Origin of the sequence: Allomuricauda sp. NFXS6 (assembly GCF_040148835.1) — a bacterium.
In the GTDB taxonomy this organism is placed as follows: Bacteria; Bacteroidota; Bacteroidia; order Flavobacteriales; family Flavobacteriaceae; genus Flagellimonas.
The window spans coordinates 82,110-99,178 of sequence record NZ_JAGEMG010000011.1 but is presented as its reverse complement, the minus strand read 5'-3'; the positions used below and the strand labels follow the sequence as shown (position 1 = coordinate 99,178).

At 41.6% G+C, this 17,069-nt stretch carries 14 protein-coding genes and 1 tRNA gene; 5 read left to right on the top strand and 10 right to left on the bottom strand.

Features of this window, described 5'->3' with window-relative positions; translation table 11 throughout:
* Positions 1 to 60: 60 nt before the first annotated feature.
* The 3 genes from J4E06_RS15425 to J4E06_RS15415 all read right to left on the bottom strand — a co-directional run bounded on the left by J4E06_RS15425 (position 61) and on the right by J4E06_RS15415 (position 3,300).
* Entirely contained in the window at positions 61 to 1,779 is a 1,719-nt protein-coding gene (locus J4E06_RS15425; RefSeq protein WP_349524879.1) for a cation-translocating P-type ATPase, read from the bottom strand.
* Positions 1,730 to 2,716, bottom strand: a complete 987-nt coding sequence (locus J4E06_RS15420) for an HAD-IC family P-type ATPase (protein WP_349524877.1) — start codon at positions 2,714 to 2,716, stop codon at positions 1,730 to 1,732. Before J4E06_RS15420 ends, J4E06_RS15425 begins: the two co-directional genes overlap by 50 nt.
* Positions 2,717 to 2,835: 119 nt before the next feature.
* Positions 2,836 to 3,300: an Hsp20/alpha crystallin family protein gene (locus J4E06_RS15415; protein ID WP_349524875.1), complete on the bottom strand. Its 465-nt coding sequence runs from the start codon at positions 3,298 to 3,300 to the stop codon at positions 2,836 to 2,838.
* A gap of 226 nt (positions 3,301 to 3,526) precedes the next feature.
* Here J4E06_RS15415 and J4E06_RS15410 point away from each other — a divergent pair, with 226 nt between their 5' ends.
* Positions 3,527 to 4,378 carry a universal stress protein gene (locus J4E06_RS15410; RefSeq protein ID WP_349524874.1) on the top strand — a complete coding sequence of 284 codons (852 nt, stop codon included), beginning with the start codon at positions 3,527 to 3,529 and terminating at the stop codon, positions 4,376 to 4,378.
* Here the strand turns inward: J4E06_RS15410 and J4E06_RS15405 are convergent.
* From J4E06_RS15405 to J4E06_RS15395, 3 genes are read right to left on the bottom strand one after another with little or no spacing between them, the layout of a single operon-like run.
* Positions 4,372 to 5,049, bottom strand: a complete 678-nt coding sequence (locus J4E06_RS15405; protein ID WP_349524873.1) for an ABC transporter ATP-binding protein — start codon at positions 5,047 to 5,049, stop codon at positions 4,372 to 4,374. The two genes, J4E06_RS15410 and J4E06_RS15405, sit on opposite strands and share 7 nt — an antisense overlap.
* A gap of 8 nt (positions 5,050 to 5,057) precedes the next feature.
* The gene (locus J4E06_RS15400) at positions 5,058 to 6,320 is read right to left on the bottom strand and encodes an ABC transporter permease (protein ID WP_349524871.1); all 1,263 of its coding nucleotides are present in this window, start codon (positions 6,318 to 6,320) and stop codon (positions 5,058 to 5,060) included.
* Complete coding sequence (locus tag J4E06_RS15395; protein WP_349524870.1) at positions 6,317 to 7,414, bottom strand: efflux RND transporter periplasmic adaptor subunit; 1,098 nt, start codon at positions 7,412 to 7,414, stop codon at positions 6,317 to 6,319. Before J4E06_RS15395 ends, J4E06_RS15400 begins: the two co-directional genes overlap by 4 nt.
* A gap of 197 nt (positions 7,415 to 7,611) precedes the next feature.
* On the opposite strand from J4E06_RS15395, the gene J4E06_RS15390 reads away from it, so the two are divergent.
* Positions 7,612 to 8,463, top strand: coding sequence for a universal stress protein (locus J4E06_RS15390; RefSeq protein ID WP_349524869.1), 852 nt, complete (start codon positions 7,612 to 7,614; stop codon positions 8,461 to 8,463).
* A 12-nt stretch (positions 8,464 to 8,475) separates the two neighbouring features.
* Positions 8,476 to 9,330, top strand: coding sequence for a universal stress protein (locus tag J4E06_RS15385; protein WP_349524867.1), 855 nt, complete (start codon positions 8,476 to 8,478; stop codon positions 9,328 to 9,330).
* A gap of 464 nt (positions 9,331 to 9,794) precedes the next feature.
* Here J4E06_RS15385 and J4E06_RS15380 read toward each other — a convergent pair.
* Together J4E06_RS15380 and J4E06_RS15375 are read right to left on the bottom strand one after the other, a co-directional pair.
* Positions 9,795 to 9,879, bottom strand: a tRNA-Ser gene (locus J4E06_RS15380).
* Between the two features lie 129 nt (positions 9,880 to 10,008).
* Positions 10,009 to 10,497: an outer membrane beta-barrel protein gene (locus J4E06_RS15375; RefSeq protein WP_349524866.1), complete on the bottom strand. Its 489-nt coding sequence runs from the start codon at positions 10,495 to 10,497 to the stop codon at positions 10,009 to 10,011.
* 175 nt (positions 10,498 to 10,672) lie between these two features.
* Between J4E06_RS15375 and J4E06_RS15370 the strand changes: the two genes are divergently transcribed.
* Together J4E06_RS15370 and J4E06_RS15365 are read left to right on the top strand one after the other, a co-directional pair.
* Positions 10,673 to 11,425, top strand: coding sequence for a sulfite exporter TauE/SafE family protein (locus J4E06_RS15370; protein WP_349524865.1), 753 nt, complete (start codon positions 10,673 to 10,675; stop codon positions 11,423 to 11,425).
* A gap of 14 nt (positions 11,426 to 11,439) precedes the next feature.
* Entirely contained in the window at positions 11,440 to 12,633 is a 1,194-nt protein-coding gene (locus J4E06_RS15365; RefSeq protein ID WP_349524864.1) for a DegT/DnrJ/EryC1/StrS family aminotransferase, read from the top strand.
* A gap of 514 nt (positions 12,634 to 13,147) precedes the next feature.
* Here J4E06_RS15365 and J4E06_RS15360 read toward each other — a convergent pair.
* Together J4E06_RS15360 and ribB are read right to left on the bottom strand one after the other, a co-directional pair.
* A complete protein-coding gene (locus tag J4E06_RS15360; protein ID WP_349524862.1) occupies positions 13,148 to 15,025 on the bottom strand; it encodes a BspA family leucine-rich repeat surface protein in 1,878 nt (625 codons plus the stop codon).
* 527 nt (positions 15,026 to 15,552) lie between these two features.
* Positions 15,553 to 16,692, bottom strand: a complete 1,140-nt coding sequence (gene ribB / locus J4E06_RS15355) for a 3,4-dihydroxy-2-butanone-4-phosphate synthase (protein ID WP_349524861.1) — start codon at positions 16,690 to 16,692, stop codon at positions 15,553 to 15,555.
* Positions 16,693 to 17,069: the final 377 nt, after the last annotated feature.

The following is a 17,069-nucleotide window of genomic DNA, read 5'->3' as shown; positions in this document are numbered from 1 at the left end:
AAATATTTGACAATCAATATATTTTAAGGGAGTTGTGTGATATCTGTTTGATGATATGATTCACTGCACGAAGCCCATTTTTTTAAATATCTGGGACAGCGCCAATGAACCAAATCCAAATAGTACGGACAATTGGAGTTGTTCCCAATTTAAGGAGACCAAGGAAAGTGCTTGGGATGTGGATGGAATCACATAAGCAAGTGCCGTAATGGTAAGGCTCAGAACAATGGCACCCCATACCCATGGATTCTTGGTAACTTCATTGAAAAGAAACGAGACCTGTCTATTGGGCATATTGAAGACATTGAGCAACTGTGCGATAATGAGTGTGTAGAACGCCAAATTATTGATTTGTTGAGGGTTGAGGAGTAAATGATAATTGGCATAAAGTGTTATGCCCAATACGGCACAGGTGATGGAAATGCCATAAAGAAATGTCGATTTCCAAAGCAAAGGTGTCATAATGGGTTCTCCGGACTTTCTTGGCGGCCTGTCCATTGCATCGTTTACCCCTTTTCCAAAACCTAGGGCAAGAGCGGGAAAAATATCGGTTACCAGATTCAGAAATAGAATCTGTAAGGGTAGCAAAGGGGAAGGAAGGTTTAAAAGGGCTGCCACGCCCACAATAATGATTTCCCCTAGATTACACGACAAAAGATAAACCAAAAATTGTCTGATGTGCTCATAGATTACTCTACCTTGTCTGATGGCCAGTTCCACAGCTCCGAAACGGTCATCTTTTAGGATTATATCCGCGGCCTCCCTTGCCGCCTCAGTACCTCTTCTGCCCATGGCTATACCAATGTCTGATTTGATAAGTGCTGGTACATCGTTGATTCCGTCCCCGAACATTCCAACGACATGGTTTTGTTTTTGAAAAAATGTAATGAGGTCCAATTTCTGTTTGGGCGTGACTCTGGCGAACACTTTAGTGCTTAACAAATGTTTTTTGGATTCGTCTGTTTTTATGTTAACAATGTCCAGTTCCTTTCCTTCCATCAGCGCACTTTCTCCTTCTGCCTTGGTCAATAACCCAATATCTTCAGCAATTTTCTGCGCTGTTTTGGGATGGTCTCCGGTCATCATGACCACTTTGACTCCTGCTTTATTGTAGATGTCCATGATTGCTTTCACGTCTTCCCTCGCCGGGTCTATAAAACCTACAATTCCTATTAGAACAAGGTTGTTGAGCAACTCTGCTTTTTTAAAATTTGCCCCTTCTACTTCCTTATACGCCATGGCTATGGTTCGAAGCCCTTGGGAGGACATTTGTTCCACTGATTCCTCCCATTCGTTGATGTTGTTGAGTTTGGCAATGTTTCCATTGTCCAATTTCTTTGTGCACATTGGAGCTATGCTCTCAAAGGCTCCCTTTACATAAACACAGGAAGATGAAGAACCGGTTTTGTTAACAGTTGCCATAAGCTTCATTTCCTCATCAAAAGGTAACTTATAAACCTCTGGAAACTCTTCTCTTATTTTCTGCGGATCTTTATCAAGCTTTTCAACAAATCGAAGCAATCCCAAATCAATGGAATCGTAATACGATTGATCGGTACCCAAGATTATATCGTTGCAAAGTACACTGGTCCGCACAAGCTGCTCCAATGCTCTCTTGTTTGTTGGTGCTTTGATTGATTGGCCTTTTCCTTGATCTAATTTCTGGAATGTTCCACAATCAAGTCCAACGGTATGTACCGTCATATTGTCTTCGGTCAATGTCCCTGTTTTATCTGTAGCGACCATGGTAATTGAACCAAGGGTCTCCACAGCTTCCATTTTTTTTTTTGATGACGACTTTCTTTTTGGACAATTTTAGCATTCCTCTGGCCAAAGCAATGGTGACCACAACAGGAAGACCTTCAGGAATGGTGGCTACGGCAAGTGCGATTCCTGTTTCCAACATGATCAGTAAATCCTGGCCCCTGAGAATCCCGAATAGGGTTATCGGGAAGACAAAGGCAAGCGTGACCCAAACCAAACGTTTGCTGAGCTGGTTCAATTTCTTATCCAACGGGTGGCCTGTTTCTTCGGCCGACTCCCCAAGCAACTGTATTTCTCCTAAAACTGTGCCCGATCCAATGGCAACAACTATTGCCTTTCCCGACCCTCTGTTCACCGATGTGCCTTTGAAGACTATATTTTTTTGGTCTGTTACGGGGATGTTTTGCCCTAAAGTCTTGGAATCCTTTTCTACAGGAGTACTCTCTCCTGTGAGAATAGCTTCTTTCATCTCAAGGTTTTCTGTGCTTATCAAGCGAGCATCGGCGGCAATGACATCCCCGATTCCAAACGTAAGAATATCTCCAGGAACAAGCTGTGTGACCGGTACTTTTACAGTCTTACCAGATCTTATCACACGACATTCCATTTGTCCAATATCCCGGAGCAATTCCAGGGATCGTACCGCACTGAGTTCCATGAAAAATCCAATAAGTATGGTAATTAGGATGACAATACAGACTGTAATGGCCTCTAACCACTCACTAAATACAAAACTCAGAACAGCCGCTATGGAAAGAATGTAAAAAATAGGATTGGCAAATTGATCTTTTAGGATGGCCAATTTTCCCTTCCTTGCATGGGCGGGGAGATAATTTTCGCCATACTGGGCCAGGCGACTTTTTACTTCATGGGCACCTAATCCTTTTGCTATATTGCTATTTAGGTCTTTGACCACTTGTTCCCATGGAAAGGCAAAGGCATTGTAGCTCATGGTATTTGTAAGGTAAGTTTATGTGTTTTTTGGTAAAAAAGGAACAAAAAATCCCCATCACAGGAATTCCATGAAAAAGATTGCGGAAACTGTAATGGGGACTGGGCTAAAAGTTCAATTCATGAGACTTGGATCACCTTGGGTTTCTTTTTTTTGGCCTCTTCTTTTTTTACCAGTTTAAACCGCAGTATACCATCATTGTATTTTGCATTGACGTTATCATCTTTTATGAAGTCTGGCAATTGAAGAGAACGTTCAAAGGAATTGTGGCTGAACTCCCTTCGGGTGTAATTCGCATTTTTCTCTTCCTCTGAGGTCGATTTTTCAGCAGAAATGTTCAAACATCCATTTTCAATGGTGATTTTAAAATCTTTCTTGTTAAAGCCCGGCGCGGCTAACTCAATTTCATAGTCATCATCGGTTTCTTTGATGTTCATGGCCGGAATCGTGGTTTTTCCGTTCCAAAAACTGTCCTTCAACAGATTGGTGTCCCATACACGATCTTCAAAAAAATCGTCAAAATCGAAAAAATCGGAACCGATGAGGTTCCCAAAAGGTCTGTTTCTAAATTTTACTAATGACATAACGCAATTGTTTTTTAGGTTAAATAAAATCATTTTACAACTAAGTGGAACTAAATTAAAAACAATACCCTCGAAGTGAAATGATGTGGATCATCCAAGACTCGTTTAAAGGGTTAAATAGAGAACCCATGTTTTTGATTTGCAGAAACTAGGATACTCAACTGGACATAGCTGACCAAAATCATTCCCACATCTATCAAAAACCAATAGTTTCACATAAAAAACGATGAGAACCATACTCTGCGCCACAGATTGCTCCAAAAATTCCGAAGCGGCCCTAAAAATGGCCAATGCCCTGAGCAAAAAACTCGAATCAAGGTTGTTGGTGCTCCATGTGTTTGATCTGAATGTGGCGCTGCTGACCCCTTTGAGCATAACATACGCCAAGATGGAAAAAGAAGCATTCGAAGAAAATCGCAAAAAACTGGTCGATTTCTATAAAGAGCATCTGGGAGAACTTAAAAACAGCACAAAGCTCCGGTTAATAGTAAAGGAAAATGCCATAATAAACGATGCCATCATTGACGCTGTTACCGAGTTTGACGCTTCAATGGTCATTATGGGCACAAAAGGCAGAAGTGCACTCAAGGATATGATAATAGGCAGCAACTGCAAGGTAATGATCAATAAAAGTCCCTGTCCTTTCTTGATGATCCCACCAACTGCGGATAAATTTTCAATAGCGCGTATAACTTATGCTTCCGATTTTGAAGAAACGGATATACATGCCATTGATTGGCTCGTTAAAAGCATGGCACGTCCATATCAAGCTTTTGTTAAAATAGTTCATGTAAACACCTTGGATTGGGAAAAAGGTGAGGAACAGATGCAGTGGTTCCAAAAAATACTGCTCCAAAAGGTCAAGTATGAAAAATTGGGGTTTGAACTGATTCATTCCGACAATGTTTCTGATGCCCTGACGCAGTATGCCGAACGTGGGGAAATGGATGTATTGGTCATGTTGGAGCGGAACAGAAAAAGTATTGCGTCCTCCTTTGTCCACAAGGATTTTGTAAAGCAGATGATGTCCAAGACCCAACTTCCCTTGCTCAGTTTAAACAAGTCCATATTTTATTGAGCCACAATTCTTCCGTCTTCCAATTGAATAATGCGATCGGTTCTTTTGGCAAAATCCTCATCATGGGTTACCACCAAGAGCGAAAGTCCTTGTTTCTCCTTGAGTTTTTTGAAGATATTGAATACGTTTTCAGAGTTTTGGCTGTCCAAGTTTCCAGTGGGTTCATCGCCCATCAAGATCGTAGGGTTGTTGATCAACGCTCGGGCAATGGCCACGCGCTGCTTTTCCCCTCCAGAAATCCGAGAGGCCCGCTGGTGGGCCAAATGACCTATATGGAGCATTTCAAGTTTATGCAGGGCATCGCGTTCAATCTCGGCGGGGGATTTTTCGCCAAGTTTTTTCGCGGGCAACATCACATTTTCCAGAACACTGAATTCGGACAATAAATAGTGGAATTGGAACACAAAACCGATATTTTTATTACGGATTCGGGAGAGTTCACGTTGGGTTTTCCCAGTAATCAATTCTTTGCCCAAATACAATTCCCCGCTATAATCGGTATCCATAGTGGAAAGAACATACAACAAGGTGGATTTTCCAGACCCAGATTTGCCCATAATGGAAACAAACTCCCCTTTTTTGACCCTAAAGGAAACATCTTTCAGAACATGAAAATCCTTGGGTTTATGGAAGTGCTTGTTGATATTTTTGGTTTCAAGGACAAGGTTCATAGGCTAGATTAAGTTCCTCTGATGATTTTTACAGGATCGATATTTTTGGCCCTATTGGAAGGCAAATAGCCTGCAACAAAGGTTGATAAAAGGGCAAAAGTGATCCCAATGATATAATAGGTCGGGTCATAGTTTACAGGGTACGTGGTGATGGTGGGCAACGCCTCAGTTTCAAAAGGAGTCTGGTCAATTATTTTTGAAAGTACAAATCCGACCATTAGCCCCAAAAAACCACCGACCAATCCTATGATTATGGCCTGACTCATAAAGATGAGCTGCACATCCGTTCCTGAAAAACCAGTTGCTTTGAGTATGGCAATGTCTTTCATTTTTTCATAGATCAGCATGTTCAATATGTTATAAATGCCAAAGCCGGCAACAATAAGCAGCGTAATGGAAACTGCATAGGTAATAAGGTTCCTGATGTTCGATCCCGTTTCAAATTGTGCATTGGCCTCGTTGATTCCCATAGCCTTGACATTGAACTGTTTTCCCAAGCGTTCTGCCATCGATTGTGCCTCGGTTATGTCCAACAATTTGATATTGATATCAGTGACATAATTCTCTGCTTCCCCTAAAATGCGCTGGACGGTCTTGAGATTGACAAAGCTTTGTACATTGTCAATTTCTGCAATGCCACTTTGATAGATGCCCACTATCTTCAAAGGAAAAATACTACCGGATACCGTACTTATCTGTACCCTGTCTCCAACGGACAAGGACATTTTATCGGCCAATCCTGCCCCCAAGAGAATGCCATTATCATTGTTCTTCAAGGTTTCAGGGGAACCTTGCACAATATTGTCCCGTAGGTTGGACAAACGGACTTCCTCCATGATATCCACCCCAATCAGATTACCGCCCAGCTCCATGGAACCGGATAGATAAAAGATCTGTGCCCTGAGTTGCGGCGTGGCTCCATCCACGTTTGGCTGTTTTTTCAGATAATTTAGAATGGGGAGCGCATTGTGTATCTTTTTCTGGCTTTGTTTTGGTTTTATGGAGTGCACCACGTTGAATGTGTTCTTGAAATCATCATAAAGGGCAATGGGTTGTTCAGGAGAGGGACGGATCTCATTATAGATGTGGATGTGGGGAGTTTGGTTCAACACCAGATCATCCAGCATGGTGTTTAGCCCTGTCATGAAACTGACCAGTGTAATATAGGCCCCAATCCCAAAAGTAACCCCTAGCGTAGCAGTAACGGTGGATTTCATCTTGGTGAGAAGATGGGTCTTGGCAATGTCCAATATTACATTCCAATTGATCATGGTTCTGGTTTGTATATTACCGTGTTTTCGTTGATGCCGTCCAAAATCTCTACCAATACCATGTTCTGCAGGCCAATGGTAACCTTAGTTTCTCCCTCGTCCGTGATTACTGTTGATTCGTCGACCAGATATGTCTTGGGGATGGTCAGGGTTTCCTTTTTTTCGGCAATGATGATATTGCCTTCTCCTGATAGGCCGGGATACAAGGTTTTTGGAGGCTTATTGAACAAGGCTTCAACTTTGAACGTTTGGGAACGTTCATCTTTTCTGGGATAGATTTTGTCCAAGGTCCCTTCAAAAACTTTGGGACCGTAGGAATCAAGTGTAATGAACACTTTTTGCCCAATACTGAGTTTAACAATGTCCACCTCATCTACCAATAACTCCACAACAAATTTATCGCTTCTTCCCACTGCCGCCACGGGTTCCAATGTATTCACAATTTCGCCGGGATTTTTGTAGAGGGCATATACCTTGCCGTCTATTTTACTGGTTATGGTGAAATCATTCGACGTTGTGAGCGAGGTTTTATAATTGTTTTCAGCTTGTCTCAGATGGGTTTCGAGCTCATTTTCTGTCTGTTCATATTTCTTTTTGAGCAATCCCAGACGATTTTGGGAAAGTTCATAGGCCAATTTTTTGTTGTCGTATTCCAATTTTGAACCAATGTTTTGGTCCCAGAGTTTTTTTTGACGGAAATAATTGATGGAATCATTTTTCTGTTGGAGCTTGGCAGCTTGGATTTCGTCTGCTATGCTGTTCAGAATTCCCGAAGTACCAGAATAGTTCTCTTGGGCCAGTTGCAATGCCAGTTTAGCATTTTCTTTGTTTAGCTCAGGTGAGGTGTTAATAATCTGTAGAATACGATCGCCCTTGGCCACCTTATCGCCTTCTTCCACCCAAATCTTGTCCAAAATGCCCATGGCCACCGAGTAAACCTGATAAAGGCTATCGGGTTGTACCGTGGCGGAAGCATATACGGATTCGGTCATCGGCAGTTTCTCCGGATATATTTTTTCCTTGGGATCGGTACATGCGAATAGGAGGGACGACAAGATAGAAAACAGCAAAAAGTATTTCATGGTACTTGGCATGGGATAATGTTCAAATTACAAACAAAATACCGATCTGGAATATGAGCAAGATCAGCAAAAGTTCCGTAATCAGGTTATCAGGGGAACTTTGTGAAATGATTCAGGTCATGGTAAAAAAGCCTGGCATACCTTAATATTGAATGGAACAAAGAACTGTTTGCAAAGGAAGCATCCAATTCCTTTTAAAGTAAAAGATTATGAAAAAAATACTGCTGCCCACCGATTTTTCCAAGAATGCATGGAACGCAATCCTTTACGCTCTGGAACTTTTTAAGGAGGAGAAATGTACATTTTATCTATTGAACGCTTACACACCGGCTTTTTATAGAATTGATTACATGGTGGGTGGTCCCATGGCCAGTGCCATTCCGGACATTGGGGTCGATATTTCCTTGAATGGATTGGAAAATACATTAGATCGGATTAAAAACGATCACCACAATCCAAGACATACCCTGGAAATCCTGTCAGCCTTCAACACACTGCCCGACGAGGTCAATGAGGTTTGCCAAGATAGAAAAATTGATATGGTGGTGATGGGAACCCAAGGTGCGACCGGTGCAAAGGAATTTTTTCTGGGTTCCAATACCGTACATGTCATCAGAAAAGCAGCTGTGCCCGTTTTGGCCGTTCCCAACGGTTACCGTTTCAAGAACATTAAAAAAGTGTTGTTGCCCACGGATTATTGGTCAAAATATAAACCCAATGAGCTGAAACCTCTCCTGGACATGATCAAAAAATTTGGGGTCGACCTCCATGTACTACATGCTCTGGAAGGGCATGACCTTACCAAGGCACAATCTGAAAACAAGGAACATCTCAAAAAAATGTTTAAAGGTATTCCCAATGTGGTTTTTACAGATAACACGGATGAATATATGCCCAATATTGTGCATGATTATATTGAAAGGAACCACATTGGACTGGTGGCCATGATGAACAGGAAACACACCTTTTTAGAACGACTTATGATGAAGCAGAATGTGGATGCTGTTGGGTATCATTGCCAAACACCTTTTTTGGTACTGCCCGATACTTCCGAGATTTAAAATATAAATACTATGAAGAATATCCTTTTGCCCACCGATTTTTCCCAAAACGCATGGAATGCCATTTTTACGGCCATCAAACTGTATGGGCCATTAACATGTAGATTTTACCTTTTGCACACTTATGAACCGAAATTACAGAATGTGTCAGGCTTTAAGAGCACTTCCAGGGCAGGAAACATTTATGGTTCAATGGCTGCTGAATCGAAAGGTGAACTAGATAAAATCAAAGAGTATTTGCTGAAAAACCACAAGAACAAAGACCATGTTTTTGAGACATTGTCCATTTCTGGTGGATTGGTGGAAAGCATCCAAACGCTAATCCCAAAACTGGATATAGACAATATTGTTATGGGGACCCATGGAGTCACTGGATCAAATAAGTTTCTTTTTGGAAGCAACACCCTAAAGGTTATACGTGGAATCGATAATTGCACAATGCTGTTAGTCCCCGGTTCTTTTAATTTCCAAAGGCTTAAATCCTTGGCCTTTCCTACTGATTATATGCATTTTGTTCCCAAAAACATGTTGTTTTCTTTGCTAGAGTTGATGGAAGTATGGAAATCGGAGATTCATATGTTCTATGTGGCGCAGGAATTCAAATTATCGAAACAGCAAGAAAACAATAAGGAAGTTTTAATGGAAAGGTTCAAGAAATTCCCAGTAACGCCCCACGATGTTCCCATGTCATCCAATGTAGCGGATGCCATTTTGAAATTTATTGAAGGGTTGAAAGTGGATTTGGTTGTCCTAACCAAACATTCACATGGTTTTTTTGAAAGGTTAACCCGAGAACCTATAGTAAAAAAAGTAGGGACTCAAACCAGTGTTCCTTTATTGGTTCTTCCAGGTTTTGGTGGAAATTGATAAGGGAGGATGAACAGGATACTCCAAAAAGAGGACACTTTTGCATACATTTTAATTGCTTGCGATCACAATCATCTACGACAAACAATAAAGTTTGAGGGATGGGGCTTGCTCAATAGTGTAACAATTTTTTTAAAACAAAGGACACAATGAACATGCCCGACCTACTTTGTCGGTTTTGTGCTTTTTGATGTAGAATAAGAGAGATAACATAAAAGGGATACCTATTTTAACATTATTTACCTTGAAATTAGTAAAAAAATATTAAAGAATAATCCTTGTAATGTATTGATTAACAATATTTTAAATGATATTGGGTGTCCCTTTTTAGTAAGATTACAGGTGACACCGAATTGGGCACCTATTAGGATGATATTATCTGATATCATTTGATACCAAAAAAAATAAAAACCCTGTAAATCAATAATTTACAGGGTTTCTTGTTTTGAGATGATGTCTCTCAGCGGAGGAAGAGGGATTCGAACCCCCGGAGGTGTGACCCTCAACAGTTTTCAAGACTGCCGCATTCGACCACTCTGCCATTCCTCCTAAGCGGGTGCAAATATATAAAGCTTTTTCTTATCCCAAAAGACCTTTTTAGTTTATTGCACATAAAAGTAAAAATCCGATGTGCCTAAACCTAAGCACATCGGATTTCAGTTAAGTTTGCAGAGAGCTTCAATTCAGGTTGAACTCCACTCCAAGGGAAATAATGTCCCAACTGCCGCCATCTAGAGCAACTCCCCTGTAGGCAAGCACAATGTCCATGAGCTCACTCACCGAGTAAGCTGCTTTGGGGGCATAATAAAAGCCTCCGTCATTTCCATCACTTATGCCAATGGCATAACCAAGATCAGCTCCTAACGAAAATTCATCGGAAACACTAAAGCGCCCTGCGGCGGCAATAGGTAAGAACTGCACGTCGTCAACTTCAAAACCTCCTATTTCATCGCCAAAAGAATGGGAATAGCCCGCAGTGGGTCCCACTTGAAACTCATCTGAGACATCAAAAAGATAGCCCAGGTCAATTGCAATGGCAAAAGTTGCAAAGTCACCGGCATCGCCAATGGGAAGCCCCGCGTGGATACCTGCCTTGAAATCACCTTGTGCCTGAACAAAACTCAGCCCAAAGAATGTGGCCAACATAAATAATGCGATTTTTTTCATGATTATGGATTTATGATTACTCCAAATGTAATAAAATATAACATATTGGTAATTTTGACCAACTAATATTGTGAAATTCAGATACAATAGTTTATTATTTTGAATATTTTAAACTTGATTAAAGTTTATAAAAATCAGTACGCCCTTTCAAAACAATGGTGATACCTTTGTTTTTATGCTCGAATGGTACCATTATTTACTGTTGATTGCTGTAGGTTTTGCGGTGGGATTTATAAACACCGTAGCGGGAGGAGGTTCCTTACTGTCCCTTCCCACGCTTATTTTCTTGGGATTGCCGCCAGCCGTGGCCAATGGCACCAATCGGGTAGCCATTGTGATTCAAACCGCTATGGGCACCGCTGGTTTCAGGAGTAAGGGCATCTCCACCTATCCTTTTAATGTGTATTTGGGGATTTCTGCTTTTTTGGGCTCCATTATCGGGGCCTATATTGCCGTGGATATCGATGGCGAAACCTTTAACCGAATTTTGGCTATAGTGATGATTACAGTCGTGCTTATCATCATTTTTAAACCCAAAATGCGCGTGGAGGAGATGCAGGAACGCCTCACGGGCAAATACCTTTGGGTGGCCATGATCGTTTTCTTCTTTTTTGGAATCTATGGAGGATTTATCAATGCAGGACTTGGTTTTTTGATGTTGTTATTTTTGCATTACTTTAATCAAATGAATCTGGTTAGGTCCAACGCAACCAAAGTGGCCGTGGTTTTCATTTATATGTTGGCCGCCTTGGCGGTTTTTGTATTCAACGACAAGGTGGATTGGAAATTGGGACTTGTATTGGCCATTGGAAATGGTTCGGGAGCATGGTTTGCCAGTAGGTTCTCCGTGAAAAAAGGAGACGGATTCATAAAAACATTTTTAGTAATTGCCGTAGTCTTGATGGCCATCAAACTATGGTTCTTTTAAAATAAAATTGAATTATGCCAGGATTTGAACTTTTTGGGGATAAGGAAAGAAAAGAAGTACAGGATGTAATAGACTCTGGAGTGCTGATGCGCTACGGGTTCGATGGCATGCGGAACGGACATTGGAAAACCAAGGAACTGGAAGCTGGTTTGTGCCAACGGATGCAGTCCAAACACGCCCACGCCGTAAGTAGCGGTACAGCTGCATTAACGGTAGCTTTGGCAAGTGCCGGTATTGGAGCAGGTGATGAAGTGATTATGCCCACCTTTACTTTTGTGGCCAGTTTTGAATCTATCTTGGCATTGGGAGCCGTCCCTATTTTGGTAGATATTGATGACACCTTGACTTTGAAGCCCAAAGCGGTGGAAAAAGCCATCACCCCAAAAACCAAAGTGGTAATGCCCGTGCATATGTGCGGTTCAATGGCGAATTTGGATGCCTTGAAAGTTATTTGCGACAAACACGGATTATTATTGTTGGAAGATGCTTGTCAGGCCATTGGAGGAACTTACAACGGAAAACCGTTGGGAAGCATTGGCGATTTGGGATGTTTCTCGTTCGATTATGTAAAAACCATTACCTGTGGAGAAGGGGGGGCTGTGATCACGGATAACGAAGTGTATTATGGGAATGCCCACAAATATTCCGATCACGGTCACGATCATATTGGAAACAACAGGGGGGCAGAGGAGCACCCGTTTTTAGGCTACAATTTCCGAATCTCCGAAATGAATGCCGCAGTCGGTGTGGCTCAATTGGCTCGTTTGGATGAATTTATTGCCATTCAAAAAAGAAACTATGGTATTTTGAGAGAAGCATTGTCCAGTATTCCCGAAGTAGTATTTAGAACGGTTCCCGATGGGGGAGAGGAAAACTATTCTTTTCTGAACTTTTTTATGCCGTCGGAAGAGTTGGCACAAATTACCCATCAGGAATTGATTGAGGCTGGTGTGGACGGATGTTTTTACTGGTACAATAACAATTGGCACTACTACAAAAAATGGGAACATTTGACCGAGATGAAATCATTGGGCAATTTGCCAAAAGATGTGCAAGGGTCTTTACCCGATTACAGCAAAGCTGATTTCTCCGAATCAGATAAATGGATGTCCAGAAACATTTCTTGCTTGATTAAACTGGGCTGGACGCAGGAAGAAGTGGCCGAACGTGCCCAAAAAATGGTGGAGGCGGTAAAAGCAGCATTATAGCCATTCTTTTGAATTGGTGAAGGGCAGTTGAGGAGCTTCGATTGTTGGATTATTGGAAAGACGTGCCTTGAGCGGAGTCGAAGGGTTACCTAATGTTAAGGCCTGAGATTAAAGAAGAGATTTAGTTTTTGGATTGTTGGATGAAGGTTAAAGGGTGAAAGGTGGATTATTGGATGATTGGAAATTGACCATTGTTTATTGTTAATTGGTCATTGATTTGACACGAATTTCACGAATGACCAGCATACGCTTTGTTTGTCATTCTGAGCTGTCACCCTGAACGTAGTAGAAAGGGGTGCGAAGAATCTTTGGATTTGCACTTGGTTCTTGTTCTTGAACTTGTGAAAGAGGTTCTTCAGTCGTTGCACTCCTTCAGAATGACAGTTGTGGATTCCGTTTTCGTGCTTCTACTAAGCTCAGCAACCACACGGAATAAACTGCAACCGAAAGATGATATTGTAGTCAAATTTCGGGGGAATAACTTGGTTGCTTTAATTTGTTTGTACTTTATTGGTTATGGGCAATTTATGTAGCTTTCCCCTGTTACAGACCATCCTGCAATGTTCTCCAACCAGTTTATTTCTGATTCGGCAAGTGACCCAATACAGAACTCCTGTCCATCTAACCCTAATAAAATGTTCTGAGGTCCACCATTGTTCTCGATAAAATTTCCCCAACCCTGCAGGGTCTGGGTCATGCTGGTCTGTGGATCCATACCTGAATTATCAAACATAGCGGACATACCATCTTCGTTTAAGTTATCAATATTTCCTATGTCCCAATTGCCAAGGTTCTGATTAAAACTGGTTGCACCCCATAGCATTACTGATGTATCTTTAACATTTTCTATATTCCAACCACTGATATTACTATTGAATGAGGTGGCATTAATAAACATTCCACTCATAGTCTCCACAGAGCTCACGTTCCAACCACTAAGGTCTCCATTGAAGGAAGTGGCGCCATTGAACATATCGCGCATATCGGTTACCTTGTCCGTAGTCCAACCACTGATATTACTGTTGAATGAGGTGGCATTCATAAACATTCCACTCATAGTCTCCACAGAGCTTACGTTCCAACCACTAAGGTCTCCATTGAAAGAAGTGGCATTTTCAAACATATTGTTCATACGAAATACGTTCTCCACATTCCAACTGTTCAGTCCATTTCCAACAAAAGCATCCGCATTTTGAAACATTTTTGTCATAAAGTGGACTGTACTTACGTTCCAACCACTAAGATTACGATTGAACGAAGTGGCATTTTCAAACATATTGTTCATATTGGTCACCGCACTTACGTCCCAACTACCAATGTCACCGTTGAACGAACTGGCACCATTAAACATACTGTTCATATGCGTCACTTCACTTACGTCCCAACCGCTCAAATCACCGTTGAACGAACTGGCATCTTTAAACATACTGGACATTGTGTTGACTGCACTTACGTCCCAACTACTCAAATCACCGTTGAACGAACTGGCACCTTCAAACATTCCATACATATCGGTTACAGAGCTAACATCCCATTCACTAAGATCACCGTTAAACGAACTAGCGCCCATAAACATTTTACGCATATTGGGTACATTTGAAAGGTCAGGAATATCTGTTGCATAATAGTTTTCCAACATTGTAGCATTCATAAAAGCATAATTCATTGATTTCCATTGAATGTCGCCCCATTGCTCAATACCCACAAGGCCATAACCTGCTTTGGGGGCTGGGTCAAGGTTTAAAAGACCTAATACCTCCATCCAAATAGCGGGGAAATCTCCTATTATGGCCACAGTGTGCTCACCTGCTTCAGCATATTCATGAGTTATAAAATTATTATTAGCTGAACTTATTTCCTCTACGGTGCCATCACCCCAGTTTATTGTGAAATTATAATAATAATGAGAGACCAGTCCAATATAAATGGTCTCGTTGGCCATATCGGTCTGCCAAACGGTCACAAAAGCTGTGGGGTCATCGGGGTTAGCCTCTGCCACGTCAAATACTGTAATGGTTATCGTGGCACTCGCAGTCTCGCCCTCGCTGTCTGTAACGGTTACGTTTACTTCGTAATTGGACTTTGCCTCAAAGTTGAGGGACTTTCCGGTCTTTAGGCTCAAAGAGCCCGCTTCGGTAATTTCAAAGAGTTCGTTTTCGGCAATGCTGAAGGTCAACACATCGCCTTCGTCGCTGTCTGAGGCGGCCACGGTACCTATTTCGTCCGCGTCGGTAATGTTCTCGGGCACTTCAAAACCTTGGGCGCTTATGGTAGGGGCAGTGTTGGTGGGTTCTGGTTTGGGAGGAGTGCTCGCCCCGTCGTTCTTACTGCAGGACCATACCAAAGCCACGGCCAACATTCCTATTCCAAATTTGTAAAGTAGATGTTTCATAACATATTTTTTATTGTCTACGATAAGCAAGATGGCAAGTTTAGGGGAGTTTTGTCGGCACGATCTTATGAACACCTCCTCTGGGTTGATGGGTGCCCAGTTTGGGTTGATGCGGGATTTTCAATTGACAGTTAACAATTGACAGTCAACAATATTCGATTATTGGAATGTTGGAATGTTGGATGAAAGGTGAAGGTTGGAGCTTTGATTATTCGATGGTTGGATTGCTTGCTGGTTGGCTTATTGGAATTGACCATTGTTTATTGTGAATTGGTCATTGATTTGACACGAATTTCACGAATGACCAGCATACGCTTTGTTTGTCATTCTGAGCTGTCACCCTGAACGTAGTCGAAGGGCTGCATGATTCCCTGTTCCGATAACTATCGGTTTGTTTCAGGTTCTCACAACTTGTGAGATTCCGAAAAAGTTCGGAATCAAGTTGAAGTTTTGGATTCCTGCCTTCGCAAGAATGACAATTGACACAAATTGCACTTGAATTTGATTCTTGAACTTGCAATTGTTGATTAGTAGTTCACATACTCCACAATCTCAAGACCGTAACCCACCATGCCCACACGTCGGGTTTGACCTGAATTCGTCAACAACCGAATCTTGGAAATGTTGATGTCGTGAAGAATTTGCGCTCCAATGCCGAAGTCCTTATTGTCCATTTCAATTTTTGGGGCTTTGGTGACTCCTTGACCTTGAATTTTTTTGAATTCTGACAATCTACTTAACAAATTCTTGGATTGGTTACCTTGATTTATAAAGATCATAGCGCTTTTTTCCGCTTTGTTCAGTACGTCGAACATGCGCTGCAAACCTTCATCCGGATTATTGGTCAAAGTTCCCAAAATATCGTTGTTCACCAAAGTGGAGTTGATTCGGGTCAACACTGGTTCCCCAGCTTTCCAGTTTCCTTTCAACAAGGCAATATGAACTTGGTCGTTGGTGGTTTGTTGGTAGGCCCTCAACCTAAATTGGCCAAATCTTGTGTTTATCGTAAACGCTTCTTTGAGTTCGATCAAGCTATCGTGTTCCATTCGGTAGGCGATCAAATCCTCTATGGAAACAATTTTAATGTCGAATTTCTTCGCAACTTCCAACAATTGGGGCAATCGTGCCATGGAACCATCTTCGTTCATGATCTCCACGATAACGCCCGCAGGTTCCAATCCCGCCAGTCGGGCAAAATCAATTGCTGCTTCGGTATGTCCGGTTCGGCGCAAAACACCACCTTCTTTGGCAATCAAAGGGAAAATATGGCCGGGTCTGGCCAATTCGTGGGGTTTGGTTTCTTTGTTGGTGAGCGCAAGTACTGTTTTGGCACGGTCTCCAGCGGATATTCCTGTGGTTACCCCTTTACCTCTTAAATCCACGGATACGGTAAATGCGGTCTCCAAAGGGTCTGTATTGTGGTTCACCATTTTATGGAGTCCCAAATCTTTACAGCGCCCTTCGGTTAGGGGAGCGCATATAAGACCTCGACCGTGCATGGCCATAAAATTGATGGTCTCTGGGGTTATCAGCTCGGCAGCGGCCAAAAAATCACCTTCGTTCTCCCTGTTCTCATCATCCACCACAATAATAACCTTGCCATCCCTAATATCGGCAATGGCTTCTTCTATGGCGTTTAGTTGTATGTTACTTGAATTTAAAGACATTTTATCGGATTAGTTTCATGTCTTCTCTCAACGATTTTTTTACGTAAAAGTAGAAGAAAAAATAAATTAATGCTCCAAGGATGAATGCTATTATAGGGTTAAATTGCCCATCCTTATTGATTAATTTGTAGAGGTTTGAATATTGAATTCCAGATTTGATAATATAAATCAAATACCCTAGAATAAATAAGTTGGAAAGAACTATATATAATATGTCCCCCACTTTTGAATCTGGCAATATTAAACTGGAAAGTGGCACAAAAATTATAGCTAAAAAGTATAGGACAAATGCAATTTTGGAATCTGATTTAAAACCTTGATATAGTTCTTCAGCCCTTTCGTAGGCTAGATTCTTTAGAGTTCCTTTTAATCTCAAC

Coding starts and splice junctions, on each gene's coding strand:
- J4E06_RS15425 (WP_349524879.1), bottom strand. CDS start 1,779: ATGGAAGCTGTGGAGACCCTTGGTTCAATTACCATGGTCGCTACAGAT.
- J4E06_RS15420 (WP_349524877.1), bottom strand. CDS start 2,716: ATGAGCTACAATGCCTTTGCCTTTCCATGGGAACAAGTGGTCAAAGAC.
- J4E06_RS15415 (WP_349524875.1), bottom strand. CDS start 3,300: ATGTCATTAGTAAAATTTAGAAACAGACCTTTTGGGAACCTCATCGGT.
- J4E06_RS15410 (WP_349524874.1), top strand. CDS start 3,527: ATGAGAACCATACTCTGCGCCACAGATTGCTCCAAAAATTCCGAAGCG.
- J4E06_RS15405 (WP_349524873.1), bottom strand. CDS start 5,049: ATGAACCTTGTCCTTGAAACCAAAAATATCAACAAGCACTTCCATAAA.
- J4E06_RS15400 (WP_349524871.1), bottom strand. CDS start 6,320: ATGATCAATTGGAATGTAATATTGGACATTGCCAAGACCCATCTTCTC.
- J4E06_RS15395 (WP_349524870.1), bottom strand. CDS start 7,414: ATGCCAAGTACCATGAAATACTTTTTGCTGTTTTCTATCTTGTCGTCC.
- J4E06_RS15390 (WP_349524869.1), top strand. CDS start 7,612: ATGAAAAAAATACTGCTGCCCACCGATTTTTCCAAGAATGCATGGAAC.
- J4E06_RS15385 (WP_349524867.1), top strand. CDS start 8,476: ATGAAGAATATCCTTTTGCCCACCGATTTTTCCCAAAACGCATGGAAT.
- J4E06_RS15375 (WP_349524866.1), bottom strand. CDS start 10,497: ATGAAAAAAATCGCATTATTTATGTTGGCCACATTCTTTGGGCTGAGT.
- J4E06_RS15370 (WP_349524865.1), top strand. CDS start 10,673: ATGCTCGAATGGTACCATTATTTACTGTTGATTGCTGTAGGTTTTGCG.
- J4E06_RS15365 (WP_349524864.1), top strand. CDS start 11,440: ATGCCAGGATTTGAACTTTTTGGGGATAAGGAAAGAAAAGAAGTACAG.
- J4E06_RS15360 (WP_349524862.1), bottom strand. CDS start 15,025: ATGAAACATCTACTTTACAAATTTGGAATAGGAATGTTGGCCGTGGCT.
- ribB (WP_349524861.1), bottom strand. CDS start 16,692: ATGTCTTTAAATTCAAGTAACATACAACTAAACGCCATAGAAGAAGCC.